The following is a 20,283-nucleotide window of genomic DNA, read 5'->3' as shown; positions in this document are numbered from 1 at the left end:
TAGGCTTCGGCCCGTGGAGGCGTGGGGCTTCATCTGGATCATGCTGGTCCTGAAGATCCCGCTCGTGATGCTGCTGTACACGGTCTGGTGGGCGATCAAGCAGACGCCCGAGCCCGTGGACGACGGCTCGGGCGAGGGCGGCAGCGGCGATCGGGAGCCGCCGCGGCCCGAGCTGCCGCGCTGGCCGCGCCGTCGCGGCCCGCACGGCGAGCCGACGCTTCCCTCGCCGCCGCGCACGCGCACGTCCGTGCAGTCGCGCGACCGCGTCGGGCAGTAGCTTCCCCGGCGTGAGCGCTCCGACCTCCGTCCTCTCCGACGGCACGATCCGCCGCCTCATCGAGGACGGCCGCATCCGGATCGACCCGTGGGACGCCGGCATGGTGCAGCCCGCGTCGATCGACCTGCGGCTCGGCGCCTCGTTCCGCGTCTTCCACAACCACCGCGCGGCGGCGATCGACCTCGACGATCCGCCGGAGAACCTCACCGAGTCGGTCGTCGTCGACGACGACGAGCCGTTCGTCATCCACCCCGGCGAGTTCGTCCTCGGCCGGACGCTCGAGTGGGTGTCGATCCCCGATGACATCGTGGCCCGCATCGAGGGCAAGTCGAGCCTCGGCCGGCTCGGGCTCATCGTGCACGCCACCGCGGGCTTCGTGGACCCGGGCTTCGAGGGGACGCTGACGCTCGAGATCACGAACCTGACCCGTGTCCCGATCAAGCTCTACGCCGGCCGCCCGATCGCGCAGCTGTCGTTCATGACGCTCGATCGGGCCGCGGAGCGGCCGTACGGGCACCCGGACCTCGGCAGCCACTACCAGGGTCAGATCGAGGCGACCGAGAGCCGATACGGCGCGCAGACGTAGCTGCGCGAGGGTCAGCCGCGGCTGAGTTGGGGTACTGTCGCCCGCATGGACCTGGTGACCATCTTCGCCGAGGCGGCGGCGCACGAGTCCAAGGACTCGACCGCCTTCTACGTCATCGGCGGACTGCTCGCGGTGTTCGCGGTGATCGTCGGCCTGCTCGGCATCACCCGCCCGTCGTGGGGCGAGGGCCCCTCCCGCGCTGTGATGGGGATCGGCGCGATCCTCGTCGTCGCCACCGTAGCCTCGGCGATCATCGCCACCTGAGCCCTGGAGACCGTCATGAGCGCCGACACGCAGCAGGACGAGCAGCAGTCGGGCGGCAACGGCCAGCCCGGCAACAACACGCTCACCGTCACGGACAACCGGACGGGCAAGACCTACGAGGTCGAGATCACGGACGGCACCGTCCGTGCCATGGACTTCCGCCAGATGAAGGTCGACGAGGACGACTTCGGCCTCATGACCTACGACCCCGCGTACACCAACACGGCGTCGACGCGCAGCGCGATCACCTTCATCGACGGCGACAAGGGGATCCTCGAGTACCGCGGCTATCCCATCGAGCAGCTCGCGGAGCAGTCGACGTACCTCGAGGTCGCCTACCTGCTGGTGAACGGGGAGCTCCCGAACCGGCAGCAGCTCGACGACTGGGTCGGCGAGATCACCATCCACACGTTCGTGCACGAGAACGTGAAGAAGTTCATGGAGGGCTTCCGCTACGACGCCCACCCGATGGGGATGCTCTGCGGCGGCGTCGGCGCGCTGTCGACGTTCTACCCGGACGCCAACGACATCAAGGACCCGGCGAACCGCCACATCCAGACGATCCGGCTCATCGCGAAGATGCCGACGCTGGCCGCGTTCGCCTACCGGCACTCGATGGGGCAGCCGTACGTCTACCCGGACAACGACCTGTCCTACAGCGGCAACTTCCTGAACATGATGTACAAGATGACGGAGCTCAAGTACGAGCCCGATCCGCGGATCGAGCGAGCTCTGGACGTCCTGTTCATCCTGCATGCCGACCACGAGCAGAACGCGTCGACGAGCGCGGTCCGCAACATCGGCTCGACGCAGGTCGACCCGTACTCGTCGCTGGCCGGCGGCGTCGCGGCGCTCTACGGCCCGCTGCACGGCGGCGCGAACGAGGCCGTGCTCCGCATGCTCCGCCGCATCGAGTCGACGGACAACATCCCCGACTTCATCAAGGGCGTGAAGGACGGCAACGAGCGCCTGATGGGCTTCGGGCACCGGGTCTACAAGAACTACGACCCGCGCGCGAAGATCATCAAGAAGTCGGCCGAGGAGGTGTTCGAGGTCACGGGCAAGAACCCGCTCCTCGACATCGCCACCGAGCTCGAGAAGATCGCGCTCGAGGACGACTACTTCATCGGGCGCAAGCTGTACCCGAACGTCGACTTCTACTCGGGTCTCATCTACGAGGCGCTCGGCCTGCCGGTCGCGATGTTCCCCGTGATGTTCGCCATCGGGCGGACGAGCGGCTGGATCGCCCAGTGGCTCGAGCTGGTCGAGGACAAGGAGCAGAAGATCGCCCGCCCGCGTCAGATCTACACGGGCGAGCGAACTCGCGACTACGTCCCGCTGGACCAGCGCTCCAGCTAGGGCTGCAGCGGGCCGTCGACGACCTTCAGGTCGGTGACGATCCCGACCACCTTGTTGAACGAGTAGGCCGGGTTGAACGCGGTCGGCACGGGATCGGCGTTGCCGTAGCCCTTCTGGTTGACGAGCTGCGCGACGTAGGCGGCGTGGTTGGCCTCGACCGAGTGGATCGAGAGCGCCGCCTTCGTCACCGCGGCGTTCGAGAGGTACGGCGCGGCGCCGGCGTACGCGGCGGTGCCGACCGGCTCGATCGACGCGGCGGTCAGCAAGAACGTCTGCTGGTCCTTCAGCAGCGCGTTGACCGTGTCGGCGTTGAACGCCGGCTCCTTCACCGCGGCGCTGCCGAGCACCTTCTTGAGCGCGTTGACGTGCGCACGCTCGTGGACCGCCAGGATCTTCGCGGCCTGGTTGACGTCGGCGTCCGGGAAGTCCTTCTTCACGGCTGCCTCGTAGAACGCGGCCTCGATGTACTCGAGCGTCAGCGCGTAGTTCGCGATGACGACGTCGTTCTTCGTCGGCTTCTTCGCCGTGCGGCGGACGGACGCGAGCTTCGTCGAGTACGCGCCCTTCTGCTTGGCCGTCGCGGCGGCGTAGGCCTCGAGCGGTGAGAGCAGCCCGAGCGCGGCGGAGCCGGCCGCGATGCCGCCCGCGCCGACGATGCCCTTGCGCATCAGCTCGCGCCGGGTGTCGCCCGTCGGGTCCAGCGCGCCGGCGTCCTCGGCCAGCGTCCGGATGTCGCCGGAGGTGTCGAGGGCGTCCAGATCGATGCGGGTCATGTGGCCTCCTGTCGTGGTTGACGCACGCCGAGGCGGTAGCGCGACGGGGGCGGAGGCGGATCACGCGCTCGAGGCGTGTGGCGCGCAGGCGTTCCCGTGAGCGGACGCACAGTGCCGCCGGTTGCTCGGTTGCATCATGCGACCTTGAACCATGTCCCGTCCGCTCCCCCCGATCCTCTTCCGCCACATCCGAGCGGACGACAAGGGCCGGCTGGCGGCGGGGCTGCAGCGGTTGTCGCCCGAGTCGCGGCAGCGGCGGTTCCTCATGCCGAAGCCGCGCTTCAGCTCGAGCGAGCTGCGCTACTTGACGGAGATCGACGGGTTCGACCACGTCGCGATCGTCGCGGTGTCCGCGTCGGACCCCGACGTCTTCTACGGCGTCGGGCGGTTCGTTCGGCTGGCCGAGGATCCGCAGACGGCGGAGGTGGCGGTCGTCGTGGGCGACAGCCTGCAGGGGCGTGGTCTCGGGCGCGAGCTCGGCAGGCGGCTGGCCGACGAGGCGCGCGAGCGGGGCGTGCTGCGCTTCCGGGCGACGCTGCTCGGCGACAACGAGGCTGCGCACCGGCTGTTCGCGTCGATCACCCGTCGGCTCGACCGCAGCAACGGGTGGGGCGCCGCCGAGGTCGTCGGCGAGATCGCGGCCTAGCCGAGCGCGCGCCGGAGCGCGTCGACGGCGCTCTCGCCGTCCTGCTGCTCGACGAGCTTCTTGCGGATCCAGCCGGTGTAGGCCTCGGCGGATCCGTCGCCACGGACGTCCACGCCGCCGCGGAGCCCGTCGGGCCCCTTGATGTCGAAGCGGCCGGCGACCTGCTGGATCGGCTCGTACGAGCGGGCGATCCCCTTCGTGTGCCCGCGCTGCCCCACGCCGCCGATCCTCGCCTCGAGAGCATCGAGCAGCTCCCCGAGCGAGGCGAACCGCTCCTTGCGGATCTCCGGCCCGACCCGGGCGGTGAGCTTGTAGGGGGTGCGCGCCACGAGCCGGCGAGTCTAGGGGTCGAGGCAGGGCACGTCGTGGCCGTACGGGCCGCGACCGGCGAGGCACCAGGCGCCGCAGGTCGCGGCGAAGCGCAGCGCGTCGTCGAGCGGTTGCCCGGCGCCGAGGGCGGCGGTGAGCGCTGCGGCGAACGTGTCGCCGCAGCCGTACGTGTCGACGGGCGGGCCGGGCGGGGCGACGGTCTCCCAGCGCCCCGACGTCCCGTCGGCGGCCTGCCAGCGCCCGCCGCGCTCGCCCTCCGTGCGCACGACGAGGCGCGGCGGCGGGTCGAGCTCGTCCGGCTCCATCGCCTCCCCGGCGTCGCTGCCGCTGCCGACGAGGACGTCGACCTCGACGCCGGCGGTGACGAGCGCGTCGCGGCCGCGCGGCGTCGCGACGAGGACGCCAGCCGCCCGCGCCGCCTCGAGCGCCCCGGCGTCGCCGCCGGTGAAGTAGACGCCGCCGCAGTCCGCGAGCCGCTCCCACGGCAAGTCGTCCTCGCGGTGCGGGACGAGGCGCTCGCCGATCACCGTGATCGTCCGCTCCGACGCCTCGTCGAGGTGCGTGAACGCGCGTCTCTGCGGCGCGTCGCGAACCGCGGCGTGGACGTCGACGTGCCAGTGGTCGCGCAGGCGCTTCTCGGCCTCCCGGCCGAGCGCGTCGTCGCCGACCGCCGTGAGGAACAGCGCGTCGCCCACCATCCGCGCGAGCTGCACCGCGGCCACGGCACCGCCGCCGCCGGGCTCCGCGAACCCCGACGACGCCTCCACGATCTCCCCCGCGCGCGGCAGGTGGTCGACGAGCGCGAAGTCGACCCACTCGACGTGGCCCACCACTCCGACCGTCATCGCCCGCCTCCTCCCATCACGCCGGCCGCCGCGCCGGAGGGCGCGGGTTCACAGGACGAGGGTTCCCCCGTGGCGGCGAAGCCAACGCCGCGGGCGCTGGTACTGCGGCAGGTGGCGCTCGACGAGGGCCCAGAAGCGGGGCGAGTGGTCCATGACGAGCAGGTGGCAGGCCTCGTGCCAGACCACGTAGTCGAGGACCTCCTCGTCGGGCGCCAGCAGCAGGCGCCAGTTGAAGCTCATCGCGCCGGTGCTGGAGCAGGAGCCCCAGCGCGTCTTCTGGTTGCGGATCGTCAGCGTCGTGTACGAGGTTCCGAGCGCCGCGACCGCCTCGTCCAGGCGGGGTGCGATCTCCGCGCGCGCCATCCGCCGGTACCAGCGCTCGACCGCCGGCCGGTGGTCGCCCTCCGGGACGAGCAGCGTGTCGCCGCGCCGGTGCGCCCGCGTGCGCCCGGCCTCGGGGACGAGCACCAGGCTCGTGCCGAGGTACGGGAGCGTGCCGTCGCGCGCCCCGACCGCCTCCCGGACCGCCTCGGCCTCGCGCAGCCGCCGCTCGATCCACGGGCGCAGCTCGCGCACCGCCTCGGCGGCCGCGCGCTCCGGTGCGCGGCGCGGGAGGATGACCTCCACGCCCCGCTCCGGGTCGACGGAGACGCGGACCCGGCGGGCGCGGGGGGACCGGCGGATGGAGTAGTCGATGACGCTCACGGAGGGCGGGAAGGGTACGCCGCCCTCCGGTCGCTCAGACCTTGCTGTTCGTCTTCAGGTCCCAGCCGAACTTGACGGGCGCGCCGACCGTGCCGTCCGCCTTGACCGCCCAGAAGCTCATCTCGATCCGGCCGAACGAGAGCGAGCCGCGATCCTTCGTCACCGCGAGCCCGTTCGCCCAGGACGACACGAGCACGTCGGTCAGCTTGTACGCGAGGATCCGCACCGGCTTCGGGCCGGTCTTCATGACCTCGATCTGCACGGCCGGCAGATGGGTGCCCTGGACGGCCGCGGCGAAGAGCTTCGGCGACGACGAGTCGACCTTCTTGACGACGTCGAACGTCGAGAACGACGGCTTGCCGCCGGCGCCCTGCGTGACCTTCAGCGAGAAGCCGCTCAGCTGGATCCAGTCCTTGTGCTTCGCATCCGTCGCATCGCCCTTGATCCCGTCGACCTTCATGAAGAGGTCGACCGAGGCGTTGTCCTTGACCGTCCCGCCCTTGAACGCGTCGGTCGGGCTCTGCGGCACCGCGGGCCCGGCGAACGTCGTGACGCGGCTCGCCGTCGTGCCGGTCGGCCCGGCGGGACCGGCGGGGCCTGCGGGGCCTGCCGGTCCGGCGGGGCCGGTCGCGCCGGTCGCCCCCGGCACGCCCTGCTGGTTCCAGCTCAGCGCGAGCTCGCCCGCGGAGCAGGTCGCCGTGTCCTCGATCACGCGCAGGTCGCCGGTCTTGCCCGTGGTGTTCGTGCCGGTCATGTAGCAGCCCTTGATCGCGCCGTCGCCACCGGGGATGGCCGCGATCGCAAGCGCGCTGGCCACCCCGGCGAGCGCAACGGCGAGGACGAGGACGGAGAGGGAGCGCCTGGACATGGCGCGACACTACGGACCCGGGGCGCCGCGGTCCACGAGCTGCGAGAGGACGACCTGCGAGCGCGTCCGCACCACCGTGCCGTCGCGCTGGAGGTCGCTGATGAGCCGTTCGAGGTCGGCGTTGTCCTTCGTGCGCACGCGCGCGATGGCGTCGGGCTCCCCCGTGACGCTCCACGCCTCGACGACCTCGGGGATCCGCCGCAGCGTCGCGGCGACCGCGTCGAGCAGCGTTCCGGGCGCGTAGAACAGCTCGACGAGCGCCTCGGTCGCGTCGCCGAGCGCCGCGTGGTCGACGACCGCGGTGAAGCCGCGGATGGCTCCGGAGGCGCGCAGGCGGTCGACCCGGCGCTTGACGGCGGGCGCGCTCAGCGCGACGTGCTCTCCGATGTCGCCGTACGAACGACGCGCGTCTTCGCGCAACAACGCAACGATCTTGCGGTCAACCTGGTCCAAGAGACACATCGTTGCAGGTAGACGCAGCCACGTCCGCCGTTCCGTGCCGCACACTGAAGGGCATGCGCAAGCTCGCCCGCGTCCTCTTCGACGAATCGCACTCCGAGGCGTGGACGATCCGCCCGGACGTCGCGCGCCAGATCCAGCCGAGCCACCCGGCCGACTCCTCGTACGCCCGCGCGGCCGAGGTGCTCGCCGGCCGTGACTTCACCGTCGCCGCCCACACCGACGGCCCGCTCACCGCGAGCACGCTGGCGGTCGCCGACGTGCTCGTCATCGCCCACCCGAGCGACCCGAAGTGGGAGCGCACGGTGCCGGGCGGCTCCCCGCTCTTCTCCGATGCCGAGCTCGACGCGATCGAGGCGTTCGTCCGCGACGGCGGCGGCCTCGTGCTGCTCGGCGAGGAGGAGCAGGACAAGTACGGCACGAACCTCGGCGACCTCGCGACCCGGTTCGGCGTGACGATCGAGAACACCGTCGTCTCGGACTACGAGCGCCACGACAAGGCGCCCCATTGGGTGGTCGCCGACCTCGCCCCCGGCGGGCTGACTGCACGCGTCGGCGCGGCGACGTTCTACCGCGCGACGACGCTCGACGCGAGCACCGGCACCGTCCTCGCCCGCGCCGGCGCGTCATCGTCCGCGCCCGGAGGCGCGCTCGCCACGGTCGTCGAGCACGGCCGCGGCCGCGTCGCCGTCCTCGCCGACTCCGACCTCTTCGGCGACGACTGCATCGACGAGCACGGCCACGCAGCGCTGTGGCAGAACCTCGTCTACTGGGCGGCACGCGGCGCCTTCGCCGCCGACATGCCGAAGCCCGCCTCGCCGGCGAAGGCCGACGCGCACTGGAGCAGGCTCAAGGCCGAGACGGACGCGCTGCGCCTCAAGCAGAACCCGGACGGGTCGTGCGACGAGGACGTCGCGCACCACGTCACCGCGATGGCGCAGGCGATCGCCGGGCTGAAGGGCCACTTCCCCCACCAGGACGCCTACCTCGCGGCCGTCATCGACGACCTCCTCGCCTGGCGCGAGGGCGGGTTCGCGCGGCCGGACTTCACGCGCTCGCTTGAGCTCTTCCGCCCCGAGCAGCAGCGCGTCGACGGCATCGAGCACCTCGTCGTGTTCCCGATGTACCTCCAGAACGCCTCGCGCGACACGCGGTTCGAGGCGCTCATCATCCGCGTGCCGTGGCCCGAGTGGCTCGCGCAGCTCGAGCGCACGCGCTACGACAACCCGAAGTTCGTGCCAGTGACGTTCGTCGACAACACGGCGGGCTACGACAGCGAGTGCGCCGTGCTCTTCCCGGAGACCGTCGCCGTCGCCGGCCGCCCGGTCAACAACTTCGGCGGGATCTTCTGCGACCGCGAGGCCGCGCGGTTCCGCCGCGTCATCTCGCAGGCCGCCGACCTGCTGCACCTCAACCTGCCGCCGGACGCCGGCGCGATGCTCGTCTCCGAGCAGCTGTCGCGCGACGCGTACCTGCTGTGGGACCTCGTGCACGACCGCGCGCACTCGCACGGCGACCTGCCGTTCGACCCGTTCATGATCCGCCAGCGCTCGCCCTACTGGATGTACTCGCTGGAGGAGCTGCGCTGCGACCTCACCGCGTTCGGCGAGGCGGTCAAGCTCGAGGCGGAGGGCTTCGCGTTCGCGCGCTACGTGCAGTACGCGATCCTCTTCGACCGCCTCTTCCGCTTCCCCATCACGGGGTCGCGGGTGCGCAACTACGACGGGCTCGGCGGTCAGCTGCTGTTCGCCTACCTGCACAAGCACGGCTTCGTCCACTGGACCGACAACCGGCTCACGATCGAGTGGGACACGGTGGCCGACGGCGTGCAGGCGCTGCGCGCGATGGTCCAGGAGCTCTACCGTGCGGGGATCGACCGCTCGAAGGTGAACCACTGGATCGCCGCGCACGACCTCGTGGCGACGTACGTGCCGCCGGCCACCGCCTCGAAGTGGGCGGCGGGCGCGCGCGCGACGGAGCTGCCCGCCGACGAGTCCGAGCCGAAGGCCTGGATCGACCTCGTCTGCGACGACGAGTTCCCGCTCTCGATGTTCTACCTGCAGCTGCAGGGCAAGCTCGCGGTGGCCGCCCCGGAGAAGGCCGCCGCGTGATCGTCGTCACCGGAGCGGGCGGGTCGCTCGGGCCGTACGTCGCCCGGCGGCTCGCCGCGGACGGCATCGACGTCGCGCTCGTCGACACCGACGTGTCGCGGCTGGACGGCCTGCCCGGCGAGCACCACGCGGTCGACCTGCTCGACGACGACGCGGCGCGCGCGTTCGCGGAGAGCCTCGACGGGGTCACCGGCGTGGCGCACCTCGTCGGCGGCTGGCGCGGCGGCACGCCCGTGCACGAGCAGCCGCTCGAGGAGTGGGCGCTGCTGCACGACCTCCTCATCCGCACGGTCCAGCACGTCACGCGCGCGTTCACGCCGGCGCTGAAGGCGGCGGGCGACAAGGGCCGCTTCGTCCTGGTCTCCAGCAGGACCGCGCAGGCCCCCACGAGCACGAACGCCAACTACGCCGCGGCGAAGGCCGCGGCCGAGGCGTGGACGCTCGCGCTGGCGGATGAGCTCGGTGAGACGCGCGGGACTGCCAACATCCTGGTGGTGAACGCGATCGTCACCCCCGAGATGCGCGAGAGCAACCCCGACAAGGCGTACAGGACGTTCACCGACGCCCGGCACATGGCGGACGCGATCGCGTTCCTGTGCTCGGACGCGTCAGGCGCCATGAACGGGCAGCGGCTCTCGCTGCACGGATGAGCCCGCACCCTCGCGGCTTCGGCTCCGACAACCACGCGGGCGTGCTGCCGGAGGTCGTCGCGGCCATCACGGCCGCGAACGACGGCACCCATGCCCACTCGTACGGTCACGACGCGTGGACCGAGCGCGTCGAGGCGCTGTTCCAGCGCGAGCTCGGCGACGACGCCCGCGCCTTCCTCGTCTTCAACGGCACCGGCGGGAACGTCGTCGCGCTGCGCGCGCTGTGCCGTCCGTGGGAGGGCGTCGTCTGCGCCGAGACCGCGCACCTCAACGTCGACGAGGGCGGTGCGCCCGAGCGGATGGGCGGCCTCAAGCTGCTGACCGTCCCCACGCCCGACGGCAAGCTGACGCCGGACCTCGTGGCCCGGCGCCTGGTGCGCTTCGGCGACGAGCACGCGATCCAGCCCCGCGTCGTCTCGATCACGCAGTCGACGGAGCTCGGCACGCTCTACACGCGCGAGGAGCTGCGCGCGCTCGCCGACCAGGCGCACGAGCAGGGCCTCCTCCTGCACGTCGACGGCGCGCGGATCACGAACGCGGCCGCAGCGCTCGGCTGCTCGCTGCGCGAGGCGCTCGACGGCGCGGACGCCGTGACGTTCGGCGGCACGAAGGCCGGCCTGCTCTTCGGCGAGGCGGTCGTGTTCCTCACCCCCGGGCTCGGCGACGGCGCGCTCTACCTGCGCAAGCAGTCGATGCAGCTGGCGTCGAAGATGCGCTTCGCCGCCGCGCAGTTCGAGGCGCTGCTCGGCGACGGCGAGCCGTGGCGCCGCGCGGCGGAGCACGCCAACGGCATGGCCCGGCGGCTCGCGGACGCGCTCGACGACGTCGTCGAGATCACGCAGCCCGTCCAGGCCAACGCGGTCTTCGCGATCCTCCCGCCCGGCGCCGCCGAGGCGCTGCAGGGCGAGTTCTTCTTCTACACGTGGGACGAGCACCGCGGCGAGGTCCGCTGGATGTGCTCGTGGGACACGACCGAGGAGGACGTCGACGCGTTCGCCGCGGCCGTGAAGGAGGTGGCGTGCCGCACGCCGTCGTGAAGCTGCCGCCCCACGTCCCGTCCGAGGGGATCGAGGTCTTCGTCAACGGCGTGCCGCAGCGCGCGGGCGCGGACTACCGCGTCGAGGGCCGCACGCTCGTCTTCGACCGCGAGCTCAAGCAGGAGGGCAAGCTCGGCTTCTGGCGCTGGTTCCTCGGCGCGTGGGGCATCGGGACGTACCGCCAGAACGACTCGGTCGACGTGCGGTACGAGGCGCGCGGGATGCCGCAGGTCGCCGAGCGGCTCGAGATCGTCGCTCCGTCTACGGAGCAACCGCCGGAGCGCCAGACGAGTTAGCGCCGGGGGCGCCGTGGGCAGACTGGTCGTGCCATGAGCTTCGACTCCTCCTCCGAGGACCTGGCCCGCCGGGGCCGCGCCCACACCCGTCTGCGCGAGCTCCTCGACGCTCGCGGTCCCGCGCTCCTGCACAGCTACGAGCGCGAGCAGCTGGTCGACGCCGCCGACGCCCTCCTGTTCGGCGAGCCCGACGCGATCGAACGCCGTGACGCCTCGCTGGACCTGCTCGACGACCTCGTCGAGTTCGGCCGGTGGGAGCCGAGCGCCGCGAACGCCGCCGCCCAGGCGCTGCGCGCCTGCGGCCCCGTCACCGTCGGCCGCTAGCTCCTAGCCCAGAGCGAGGGAGGCCTCGCCGAGGCCCGAGCCCTCTTCCCACGGCCGCATGAGCCTGAGCGCGGCGAGGATCGCGCGCGTGGCCGGGGAGCGGTTCAGCGTGTAGAAGTGGATGCCCGGTGCGCCGCCGCGCAGCAGCTCGGCGCACTGGAGCGTGGCGAACGCGACGCCGAGGTCGCGGACGGCCTGCGGGTCCTCGCCGCGGACGTCGAGCGCGTGCTGCAGCCCGGCGGGGATCGCCGAGCCGGACAGCGTCGCCATCCGGCGGATGCCGTCGACGCTCTGGATCGGCATGACGCCGGGGATGATCGGCACGTCGATGCCGAGCTCGCGGGCCCGCTCGACGAACGCGAAGTAGACGCTGTTGTCGAAGAAGAGCTGCGTGATGAGGAACCGCGCGCCCGCGTCGACCTTCTCCTTGAGGTAGCGCAGGTCGTCCTCGGGCGAGGTGGCGTGGATGTGCGTCTCCGGGAACGCCGCGCCGCCGATCGCGAGGTCGGGGTACTCGGCGCCGATCAGCTCGACGAGCTCGCGCGAGTACTCGAGGCCGCCCTCGGTCTTGCTCCAGTGCTCCTGGCCGGGCGGCGGGTCGCCGCGCAGCGCGAGCACGTTCGCGATCCCGGCGGTGCGCATGCGGTCGAGCACCTGGCGCAGCTCGTCGACCGTCGCGCCCACGCACGTGAAGTGCGCCATCGCGTCGAGGCGGAACTCGGTCTGGATGCGCTCGACGATCTCGATCGTCTTGTCGCGCGTCGAGCCCCCCGCGCCGTAGGTGACGCTGACGAACGCCGGCTCGAGCCGCTTGAGCTCGCCGAGCGCCGCGAACAGGTTCTGCTCGCCCTCGTCGGTCTTCGGCGGGAAGAACTCGAAGGAGAAGACGGGCTCGTCGCTGGCCGCCAGCAGCTCGTCGATCCGCATCGTCAAGAGGGTAGGGCGCTCCAGCGCTCTGGCTCGCCGGGGATGCGCTCGGCCCGGCCGGTCACCTCGAGGTGGCGCAGGTAGCAGAGCGTCTCGGACAGCCACCAGTTCGCGTTCAGCTGCGTCACGGGCGCGTCGTAGACGAGCGGGATCGTCTCGAACGCGGTCTTCGGGCCACTGCCGTCGCCGATGGCGGCGCGGACCTTCTCCACCCGCTCGCCGACGAGCGCGCGGTTGGCGTCGATGTGCGCCCGGATGTCGGTGAACGTGCGGCCGTGCCCGGACAGCGCCAGCCGCGCGTCGAGCTTCTCCACCACGTCGAGCGAGCTGAGGAACTCGCCGGCGGGGTCGGGCGTGTAGCCGTAGTCGTAGTAGAGCGAGACGCGGCCGAGCAGGTGGTCGCCGGAGATGAGCAGCCGCCGCTCCTTCTGGAAGAGGCAGACGTGCGACGGCGCGTGGCCGGGCGTCTCGTGGACCGTCCACGTCCCCAGGTCGGTCTCGATCTCGACGCCGGGCAGCAGCGGGCGGTCGGGCGGGATGAGCTCGGCGATGCCGATCTTCTGGCCCTTGCGCTCCTCCATGATCCGCCGCAGCGGCTCCTCGGGCACGCCGCTCTGCAGCGCCACCTCGATGCGCCGCTCGAGCGCGGCGTCGGGGTCGCTCGCGGCGAGCTTCACGTGGTCGTAGTTGGGGTGCATCCACAGCTCGCACCCCGAGCGCTGGACGACGGTCGCCGCCTCGCCGTAGTGGTCGGAGTGCGCGTGCGTGCACACGAGCAGACGCACGTGCTCGAGGCGCAGGCCGACCTGGTCGAGCGCCCGCTCGAGGTGCGCGAGCGAGCCGGGCTCGTGGATGCCGCAGTCGACGAGGACGATCCCGTCGCCGGCCGCGAGCGCCCACGCGTTGCAGTGCGGCACGCCGGGCCACGGCAGCGGCAGGCGCAGTCGCCAGATGCCCGGCAGCACCCGCTCGCCCCGCCCGACCTCACGCCGTCTCGTCGCCATCGAGCGGCCGACTCTACAAGCGCGGGAGTAGCCTCCGGCCATGGCCGCCACCGACGTGACGACGACGCGCGACGCCGGAGCGGTCGCGCGCGACTACTTCCCCTCGATCACCGCCGGCAGCGCGCAGCCACAGCGCGACAACTACGCGGCGGACGCGGTGATCAACGTGCCCGGCATCCTCGGCGATGCCTCCCCTCGCGACCTGATCGCGTACTTCGAGGAGCTGTGGGGCGCCGTCCCCGACTTCAAGTTCGAGGTGCTCGACATCGTCGCCGAGGGCGATCAGGCGGCCTGCCACTGGCGCGTCACCGGCACGTTCGCCGGGCCGGGGCTGCTGCAGGGCCTCGAGCCGACCGGCGCGCGCGTTGACGTCCGCGGCGTCGACTTCATCACGGTGCGCGACGGGCGGATCGTGCGCAACGACGCGTACACGGACGGCATGACGCTCGCCGAGCAGCTCGGCGTGATGCCGCCGAAGGGCTCCAAGCAGCAGCAGCGCATGCAGGGGCTGATCAACGGCAAGACGAAGCTGGCGCGCCGCTTCCAGGCGGGCGACGCCGAGCAGATCGCCGAGGGCGTCCGGCGCGTCCAGGGGCACGACCCCGCGAAGTGCAACGTCTACTTCGTGCGCGACGGCGACGGCGTGCTCATGTTCGACGCGGGCGCGCGCGTCATGGCGCCCGCGGTCGCGCGGGCGGCGGCGCAGCTCGGCGGGCTGACGCGGATCGTCCTCGGCCACGGGCACACCGACCACCGCGGCACCGCGCCGTCGTTCCACGTGCCCGTCCTCTGCCACGCCGACGACGTGCAGGACGCGGAGGGCAGCGGCGGCTGGCGCTACTGGGATCCGAAGCTGAGCTTCCTGCCGGCGTGGCAGCGGCCGGCCCACAAGTTCCTCCACAAGCGCGTGTGGGACGGCGGGCCGGTGAAGATCGCCGGCACGGTGGCCGAGGGCGACGACGTCGCGGGCTTCCGGGTGGTGCACCTCCCCGGCCACGCGCCCGGGCTGATCGCCCTGTGGCGGGAGAGCGACCGCGTGGCGCTCACCTCCGACGCGTTCTACACGCTCGACCTGCGGGGCAAGGACGTCCCGCCGCAGGTGCCGATCGCCGGCTACAACCTCGACACCGAGCAGGCGCGCGCGTCGCTGCGCAAGCTCGCCGCGCTGGAGCCGGCCGCCGCGTGGCCCGGGCACGCGGGTGCGGTGACCGGCGACGTACGGGCGCAGCTCGAGCGCGCCGCCGCGGCGACCTGATGGGCCGTCGATCTCGCGATCGCGCCCGGCGGGCCGAAGGCGCCGGCGACCTGCAGGCGCCGACCTCGTCCTACTCCGACCCCGCCGGCAACGTCCTCGTGCTGCGGGGGTCGATGACGCCCGCGACGCGGCGGGAGTACGCCGAGCTGCGCCCGCAGGTGCGCGAGGACCTGTGGCAGCGGCAGGTCGAGTTCCTCTTCGAGCGCCTCGCGGTCTCGTGGACCGTGTCGGGTGTGGAATGGACGAAGCAGAAGGAGCTGCTGCAGCGCTACCGGCTCGCCTCGGCCGACGAGCGGTCCGGGGTGCGCGATGCGCTCCGTTCTCATCTTCTTGAGTGGTTCCCCGACGTGGAGGCGCCGTGATCCCCGATCGTCTGCTCCTGGGCTCCGGCCCGTCGCCCGTGCCGCCGCGGGTGCTGGACGCGCTCGCGCAGCACACCATCGGCCATCTCGATCCCGCCTTCGCCGCGGTGATGGAGGAGACGGCCGACCTGCTCCGCCGCACGTTCGGCACCGCGAACCGCGCGACGTTCCCCGTCAGCGGCACCGGCAGCGCGGGGATGGACGCGATGGTCGCGAACCTGATCGAGCCGGGCGACCGCGTCGTCTGCGGCGTGAACGGCCTGTTCGGCGAGCGCATGGCCGACGCGCTCGGCCGTGCCGGGGCCGAGGTGATCCAGGTCTTCGCGCCGTGGGGCCGCGCGATCCCTGTCGAGGACCTCGCTCGCGCGCTGTCGGACGGCGCCGACGCGCTGTTCGTCGTGCACGGCGAGACGTCGACGGGCGTCTGCCAGCCGCTCGACGGGCTCGGCGAGGCGTGCCGGTCGCACGACGCGCTCTTCCTCGTCGACTGTGTCACGTCGCTGAGCGGTCAGCGGCTGCTGCTGGACGAGGCCGGCGTCGACGCGGCGTTCAGCGGAACGCAGAAGTGCCTCAACTGCCCGCCGGGCCTCGCCCCGTTCACCATCGGCGAGCGCGCGATCGCCAAGGTGCAGCGACGGCAGACGCCGGTGCGGTCGTGGTACTTCGACTTCGGCCTCGTGCTGTCCTACTGGCTCGAGGGCTCCGGCGGCCGCGCGTACCACCACACCGCCCCGATCAACCTGGTCTACGCGCTGCGCGAGGCGCTCGTTATCGTCCAGGAGGAGGGCCTCGAGGCGCGGTGGGAGCGCCACGCCGTCGCCCACCAGCGGCTGCACGCGGCGCTGCGCGTCCTCGGCTGCGAGCGCCTCGCCCCGGAGGGCGAGCAGCTGCACCCGCTCCTCGCCGTCCACCCGCCCGAGGGCGTCGACGGGGAGGCGGTTCGGAAGCGGTTGCTGACCGAGCACGACATCGAGATCAGCGGCGGGCTCGGCGACCTCAAGGGCCGCCTCTGGCGAGTCGGCGTGATGGGCGTCGGCGCCGAGCTCGAACCCCAGCAGCGCCTCGTCCGCGCCCTCGCCACCGAGCTCGGGAGAGACGTGGAGGAGCCGCTCGCCGCGCTCGAAGCGACGGCGAAGGCATGACGCTCGACCCGGCGCTCTTCGCGCGTCTTCTGACGGGCTACTGCCTGGAGGTCCAACCCGATCAACAGGTGGTGGTGCGTTCGACGACCCTGGCGGCGCCGCTCCTCCTCGAGCTGCAACGGGAGATCCTCGAGGCCGGCGCGTGGCCTCTCCTCCGGACGGAGCTGCCCGGCCAGACGGCGGGCTACTACGAGCATGCGCGCGACGTGCACCTCGACGGCTACAGCGGCCTCGCGATGGACGAGGCGAAGAAGGCGGACGCGTCGCTGGCGATCCAGGCGCCGGAGAACACGCGCGCGCTGGTGGGGATCGACCCCGAGAAGCTCTCCCGAGCGGCGATCGGACGGCAGCCGATCCGGCAGCAGGCGCTCAAGCGGCGGTGGTGCATCACGGTGTGGCCAACGGAGGCGCTCGCGCAGGAGGCGGGCATGTCGCTGCGCGCGTTCACCGATCTCGTCCGCAGCGCGCTCTTCCTCGACCGCCCCGACCCCGTCGCCGCGTGGGGCGGCCTGCGCCACTTCCAGGAGGGCCTGATCGGCAAGCTCGAGAAGGCGGACACCGTTCGCATCGAGGCCGAGGGCACCGACCTGACGCTGAAGGTCAAGGGCCGCACCTGGGTCAACAGCGACGGCCGCCGCAACATGCCGAGCGGCGAGGTCTTCACCGGCCCCCACGAGACGTCGGCCAGCGGCCGCATCCGCTTCGACATCCCGTCCTCGCCGGCCGGCGTCCACGTCCAGGGCGTCGAGCTCGAGTTCCGCGACGGCGTCGTGGTCAACGCCCGCGCCGACCACGGCGACGACTACCTCCAGCGCACGCTCGAGACCGACGAGGGCGCCCGCCGCCTAGGTGAGCTCGGCATCGGCACGAACTTCGGCATCACCCGCCCCGTCGGCACGATCCTCTTCGACGAGAAGATCGGCGGAACGGTCCACCTCGCGCTCGGCCGCTCGTACCCCGAGACCGGCGGCAAGAACGAGTCCGCGGTCCACTGGGACCTGATCTGCGATCTTCGCCGAGGCGGCCGCCTCAGCGCCGATGGCGAGGTCATCCAGGAGAACGGCCGCTTCGCCACCTGAGGCGCCGCGGTTCGGTCATCCGTCCACGTTCCTCAACTCGGCCGCTCAGCCGCCGATCCAAGACCTCGAGTCCGGGCGCTTCGTCTCACACCGAGGACCCGAGGCCGACTGCTGTACGTGCGCCCCGCCGGGCCCCCCTGTCTCGGCGGGGCGCACGTGCAAGGTGAACCGCCCTATCGTGCCCCCGGTGCGACGCACGAAGATCGTGGCGACGATCGGGCCCGCCTCCCGCGATCCGGAGGTGCTGGTTCAGCTGATCGAGGCGGGCATGGACGTCGTCCGCCTGAACTTCTCGCACGGGACGCACGAGCAGCACGCCGAGACGGCGCAGTGGGTTCGTGCCGCCGCCGGCCGTGCCGGCCGTCCCGTCGCGATCCTCCAGGACCTCCCGGGACCGAAGCTGCGGATCGGCAAGCTCGTCAACGGCGTGGCCGAGCTGAAGCCCGGCGACGTCGTGACCTTCCGCTGCGGCGTCGAGGACGGCGAGGGCGACGCCCGCCACATGACGATCTCGTGGGACGGGCTCGCCGACTCGGTCGAGACCGGCGAGGTGCTGTACCTCGCCGACGGCGCCGTCCGGCTGCGCACGCAGGCCGTCCGGGCGCCGGAACGCGAGCTCGACGCGCGCGTCGAGATCGGCGGCACCGTCGCGTCGCGGCAGGGCGTGAACCTGCCCGGCGAGACGTCCGCGCTGCCCGCCGTGCCCGAGGAGGACATCGAGCACCTGCAGGCCGGCATGCAGATGGGCGTCGACATGGTCGCGCTGTCGTTCGTCCGCTCGCCCGACGACGTCACGACGGTTCGCGAGCACACGCGCGTCCCGCTCATCGCGAAGTTCGAGAAGCCGCAGGCGATCGAGCGCGCGGAGGAGATCCTCAAGGTCTCCGACTGCATCATGGTCGCCCGCGGCGACCTGGGGATCGAGCTGCCGATCGAGGAGGTGCCGATCGTGCAGAAGCGGCTGCTCGCGCTCGCGGGCGCCTACGCGCGCCCGGCGATCACCGCGACGCAGATGCTGGACTCGATGGTGACCTCGTCACGGCCGACGCGCGCGGAGGTCGCCGACGTCGCGAACGCGATCCTCGACGGCACCGACGCCGTGATGCTCTCGCAGGAGACCGCCGTCGGCGCGCACCCGGTCGGCGCCGTCGAGATGATGGCCGCGATCGCGCGGCAGACCGAGAAGGTCGCGCCGTACGACCGATGGATCGACCACCGCGTCCGCCGCGACGAGCGTGACCCCGGCTACACCGTCGCCTACAACGCCTGCCGCGCCGCGCGGGAGCTCGACCTCGCCGCGCTCGTCATCCCGACGCTCTCGGGCCGCTCCGCGCGCCTCGTCTCCGCGCACCGCCCCGACGTCCCGATCTTCGTGCTCTCCCCCGGCCGCGAGACCGTCCGCCGCTGCCAGCTCATGTGGGGCGTGCGCGCCGCGTCGATCCCCCGCTTCGACATCACCGAGGAGCTCATCGCCGCGTCGGCCCAGCGCGTCGTCGAGCTCGGCTGGTGCAAGCGCGGCACGCGCGTCGGCATCACCGCGGGCCTGCCGAGCGGCCGCCCCGGGACGACGTCGCTGCTGCAGATCCAGCAGCTCTAGGCGGCGCGGCTAGCGTAGAAGTCGGCCTCGAGGCGGCCGAGCTCCGTCACCGGCGGGTCGTCGTAGACCCACTCGCGGGCGATGCGATGCCAGTTGTTCGACGCGCGCAGCTGGGAGAGGACGGCGAGCGTCAGCGTCTCGAGGCGGCGGCCGAAGAGATGGTCGGGCGGGACGGTCTCGTGGCGCATCTGGGCGTACCACGTCGACCGCGGGTCGCTCATGTCGATCATGACCTGCGTCGCGATCTCCGGCGTGAGGACGAGCTCCTCGTCCTCCGTGTACCACCACGTCAGGTCGCGGAACTGGGCGAGCAGCTTGCCGGCGTTCGCGCCGGCGCGGTCGCGGATGAAGCCCGAGTCGACGAGCGCGTCGAGCAGCGCGTCGGCGTCCTGCTCGATCCCGGCCCTCCCGATGCGGATCTCGGCGTCGCGCACCGACTGCGGGATCCGCTTGAACAGGCCGAAGTCGAGGAACGCCATCCGGCCGTCGTCGAGCAGCAGCGAGTTGCCGGGATGCGGGTCGCCGGAGAACTGGCGGTGGCGGTACATGCAGCCGAAGTAGAAGCGGAAGATGATCTCGCCGATCCGGTCCCGCTCGTCCTGCGGCAGCTGCTTGAGCTCCTCGAACCCGCGGCCGGAGACGAACTCGCTGACGACGACCTTCTCGTGCGACAGCGACGTGACGACGTCCGGGACGACGATGAACGGGTGCTCGCGGAAGATGCGCGCGAGCGTCTTCTGGTTCGACGCCTCGAGCTCGTAGTCGAGCTCCTCGTGGATCCGCTCGCGGATCTCCTGCGTCAGCGACTGCACGTCCAGCCCCGGGAACACCTGACGCAGCAGGCGCATGATCACCCCGAGGTTCTGCATGTCCGCGCGGACCGCGGCGGCGACGCCGGGGTACTGGACCTTGACCGCGACGTGGCGCCCGTCGTTGAGCGTCGCCTTGTAGACCTGACCGATCGACGCGGCCGCGATCGGCACCGGGTCGAACGTCTCGAAGACCTCGTCGAGCGGCTCGTCGTACTCGCTCTCGAGGACCTTCTTCATGTCCTTGAACGAGACCTTCGGCGCGGCGTCGCGCAGCTCGGCGAGCTTGCGCTGGAACTCCTCGCGGTAGTCCTCGGGGACCAGGCCGACATCGAGGAACGACAGGACCTGGCCGAGCTTCATGGCCGCGCCCTTCATCGTCCCGAGCACGGCGACGATCTGCTCGGCCGCCTCGATCTGGCGCTTCTCGAGCGCGGCCTGCTTGCCGTCGTCGTCGCGCACGACGTTCGCCGCGCGCGTGCCGGCCTGCTTGGCGGCCTGGCCGGCGGCGAGCCGCCCGATGGTGCTCAGCCGCCGCAGGCGGGAAGTCGGGATCGGGTCCTTCTCGCGCGCCATGA

24 protein-coding genes are annotated in these 20,283 nt (G+C 72.1%); 15 read left to right on the top strand and 9 right to left on the bottom strand.

What is annotated here, in order from left to right; translation table 11 throughout:
* The first annotated feature begins 13 nt into the window (after positions 1 to 13).
* From AC1UE4_RS22945 to AC1UE4_RS22930, 4 genes are read left to right on the top strand one after another with little or no spacing between them, the layout of a single operon-like run.
* A complete protein-coding gene (locus AC1UE4_RS22945; protein ID WP_482919655.1) occupies positions 14 to 277 on the top strand; it encodes a hypothetical protein in 264 nt (87 codons plus the stop codon).
* Between the two features lie 10 nt (positions 278 to 287).
* Entirely contained in the window at positions 288 to 863 is a 576-nt protein-coding gene (dcd, locus tag AC1UE4_RS22940) for a dCTP deaminase (RefSeq protein WP_482919654.1), read from the top strand.
* Between the two features lie 45 nt (positions 864 to 908).
* Positions 909 to 1,127, top strand: a complete 219-nt coding sequence (locus AC1UE4_RS22935) for a hypothetical protein (protein WP_482919653.1) — start codon at positions 909 to 911, stop codon at positions 1,125 to 1,127.
* Between the two features lie 15 nt (positions 1,128 to 1,142).
* Positions 1,143 to 2,486 (top strand): citrate synthase, encoded by a 1,344-nt coding sequence (locus AC1UE4_RS22930; RefSeq protein ID WP_482919652.1) that lies wholly within the window; start codon positions 1,143 to 1,145, stop codon positions 2,484 to 2,486.
* On the opposite strand, the gene AC1UE4_RS22925 is transcribed toward AC1UE4_RS22930, so the two are convergent.
* A complete protein-coding gene (locus tag AC1UE4_RS22925; protein ID WP_482919651.1) occupies positions 2,483 to 3,259 on the bottom strand; it encodes a ferritin-like domain-containing protein in 777 nt (258 codons plus the stop codon). The genes AC1UE4_RS22930 and AC1UE4_RS22925 overlap by 4 nt on opposite strands.
* A gap of 151 nt (positions 3,260 to 3,410) precedes the next feature.
* On the opposite strand from AC1UE4_RS22925, the gene AC1UE4_RS22920 reads away from it, so the two are divergent.
* Entirely contained in the window at positions 3,411 to 3,905 is a 495-nt protein-coding gene (locus tag AC1UE4_RS22920; RefSeq protein WP_482919650.1) for a GNAT family N-acetyltransferase, read from the top strand.
* On the opposite strand, the gene AC1UE4_RS22915 is transcribed toward AC1UE4_RS22920, so the two are convergent.
* The 5 genes from AC1UE4_RS22915 to AC1UE4_RS22895 are packed head-to-tail and all read right to left on the bottom strand — an operon-like array spanning position 3,902 to position 7,115.
* Entirely contained in the window at positions 3,902 to 4,234 is a 333-nt protein-coding gene (locus tag AC1UE4_RS22915) for a hypothetical protein (protein WP_482919649.1), read from the bottom strand. The genes AC1UE4_RS22920 and AC1UE4_RS22915 overlap by 4 nt on opposite strands.
* Before the next feature lie 12 nt (positions 4,235 to 4,246).
* Positions 4,247 to 5,080: a PfkB family carbohydrate kinase gene (locus AC1UE4_RS22910; RefSeq protein WP_482919648.1), complete on the bottom strand. Its 834-nt coding sequence runs from the start codon at positions 5,078 to 5,080 to the stop codon at positions 4,247 to 4,249.
* Between the two features lie 48 nt (positions 5,081 to 5,128).
* Entirely contained in the window at positions 5,129 to 5,785 is a 657-nt protein-coding gene (locus AC1UE4_RS22905; protein ID WP_482919647.1) for a M48 family metallopeptidase, read from the bottom strand.
* Positions 5,786 to 5,819: 34 nt separating this feature from the next.
* Positions 5,820 to 6,653: an Hcp family type VI secretion system effector gene (locus tag AC1UE4_RS22900; RefSeq protein WP_482919646.1), complete on the bottom strand. Its 834-nt coding sequence runs from the start codon at positions 6,651 to 6,653 to the stop codon at positions 5,820 to 5,822.
* A gap of 9 nt (positions 6,654 to 6,662) precedes the next feature.
* On the bottom strand, positions 6,663 to 7,115 hold the full coding sequence (locus AC1UE4_RS22895; protein WP_482919645.1) for an Lrp/AsnC family transcriptional regulator: 453 nt from the start codon (positions 7,113 to 7,115) through the stop codon (positions 6,663 to 6,665).
* A 53-nt stretch (positions 7,116 to 7,168) separates the two neighbouring features.
* Here AC1UE4_RS22895 and AC1UE4_RS22890 point away from each other — a divergent pair, with 53 nt between their 5' ends.
* The 5 genes from AC1UE4_RS22890 to AC1UE4_RS22870 are packed head-to-tail and all read left to right on the top strand — an operon-like array spanning position 7,169 to position 11,530.
* Positions 7,169 to 9,223, top strand: a complete 2,055-nt coding sequence (locus AC1UE4_RS22890; protein ID WP_482919644.1) for a DUF6421 family protein — start codon at positions 7,169 to 7,171, stop codon at positions 9,221 to 9,223.
* On the top strand, positions 9,220 to 9,873 hold the full coding sequence (locus tag AC1UE4_RS22885) for an SDR family NAD(P)-dependent oxidoreductase (protein ID WP_482919643.1): 654 nt from the start codon (positions 9,220 to 9,222) through the stop codon (positions 9,871 to 9,873). Before AC1UE4_RS22890 ends, AC1UE4_RS22885 begins: the two co-directional genes overlap by 4 nt.
* Complete coding sequence (locus AC1UE4_RS22880) at positions 9,870 to 10,910, top strand: threonine aldolase family protein (RefSeq protein ID WP_482919642.1); 1,041 nt, start codon at positions 9,870 to 9,872, stop codon at positions 10,908 to 10,910. Before AC1UE4_RS22885 ends, AC1UE4_RS22880 begins: the two co-directional genes overlap by 4 nt.
* The gene (locus AC1UE4_RS22875; RefSeq protein ID WP_482919641.1) at positions 10,892 to 11,206 is read left to right on the top strand and encodes a hypothetical protein; all 315 of its coding nucleotides are present in this window, start codon (positions 10,892 to 10,894) and stop codon (positions 11,204 to 11,206) included. Before AC1UE4_RS22880 ends, AC1UE4_RS22875 begins: the two co-directional genes overlap by 19 nt.
* Before the next feature lie 33 nt (positions 11,207 to 11,239).
* Complete coding sequence (locus AC1UE4_RS22870; RefSeq protein WP_482919640.1) at positions 11,240 to 11,530, top strand: hypothetical protein; 291 nt, start codon at positions 11,240 to 11,242, stop codon at positions 11,528 to 11,530.
* Between the two features lie 3 nt (positions 11,531 to 11,533).
* On the opposite strand, the gene metF is transcribed toward AC1UE4_RS22870, so the two are convergent.
* Positions 11,534 to 12,457 (bottom strand): methylenetetrahydrofolate reductase [NAD(P)H], encoded by a 924-nt coding sequence (gene metF, locus AC1UE4_RS22865; RefSeq protein ID WP_482919639.1) that lies wholly within the window; start codon positions 12,455 to 12,457, stop codon positions 11,534 to 11,536.
* Positions 12,458 to 12,459: 2 nt separating this feature from the next.
* A complete protein-coding gene (locus AC1UE4_RS22860; protein ID WP_482919638.1) occupies positions 12,460 to 13,461 on the bottom strand; it encodes an MBL fold metallo-hydrolase in 1,002 nt (333 codons plus the stop codon).
* A gap of 40 nt (positions 13,462 to 13,501) precedes the next feature.
* Here AC1UE4_RS22860 and AC1UE4_RS22855 point away from each other — a divergent pair, with 40 nt between their 5' ends.
* From AC1UE4_RS22855 to pyk, 5 genes are all read left to right on the top strand, one after another.
* Positions 13,502 to 14,716 carry an ester cyclase gene (locus tag AC1UE4_RS22855; RefSeq protein ID WP_482919637.1) on the top strand — a complete coding sequence of 405 codons (1,215 nt, stop codon included), beginning with the start codon at positions 13,502 to 13,504 and terminating at the stop codon, positions 14,714 to 14,716.
* Positions 14,716 to 15,078 (top strand): hypothetical protein, encoded by a 363-nt coding sequence (locus AC1UE4_RS22850; RefSeq protein WP_482919636.1) that lies wholly within the window; start codon positions 14,716 to 14,718, stop codon positions 15,076 to 15,078. Before AC1UE4_RS22855 ends, AC1UE4_RS22850 begins: the two co-directional genes overlap by 1 nt.
* Complete coding sequence (locus AC1UE4_RS22845; protein ID WP_482919635.1) at positions 15,075 to 16,220, top strand: pyridoxal-phosphate-dependent aminotransferase family protein; 1,146 nt, start codon at positions 15,075 to 15,077, stop codon at positions 16,218 to 16,220. The genes AC1UE4_RS22850 and AC1UE4_RS22845 overlap by 4 nt, the downstream gene beginning before the upstream one ends.
* Positions 16,217 to 17,299: an aminopeptidase gene (locus AC1UE4_RS22840; protein ID WP_482919634.1), complete on the top strand. Its 1,083-nt coding sequence runs from the start codon at positions 16,217 to 16,219 to the stop codon at positions 17,297 to 17,299. The genes AC1UE4_RS22845 and AC1UE4_RS22840 overlap by 4 nt, the downstream gene beginning before the upstream one ends.
* A gap of 187 nt (positions 17,300 to 17,486) precedes the next feature.
* Positions 17,487 to 18,896 (top strand): pyruvate kinase, encoded by a 1,410-nt coding sequence (pyk, locus tag AC1UE4_RS22835; protein WP_482919633.1) that lies wholly within the window; start codon positions 17,487 to 17,489, stop codon positions 18,894 to 18,896.
* Here the strand turns inward: pyk and AC1UE4_RS22830 are convergent.
* Positions 18,893 to 20,281, bottom strand: a complete 1,389-nt coding sequence (locus AC1UE4_RS22830; RefSeq protein ID WP_482919632.1) for an ABC1 kinase family protein — start codon at positions 20,279 to 20,281, stop codon at positions 18,893 to 18,895. The two genes, pyk and AC1UE4_RS22830, sit on opposite strands and share 4 nt — an antisense overlap.
* Between the last annotated feature and the right edge of the window lie 2 nt (positions 20,282 to 20,283).

This window comes from Parviterribacter kavangonensis (assembly GCF_056863335.1).
Note: the sequence above shows the minus strand (reverse complement) of the source record. Positions and strands in the feature narration are given on the sequence as shown.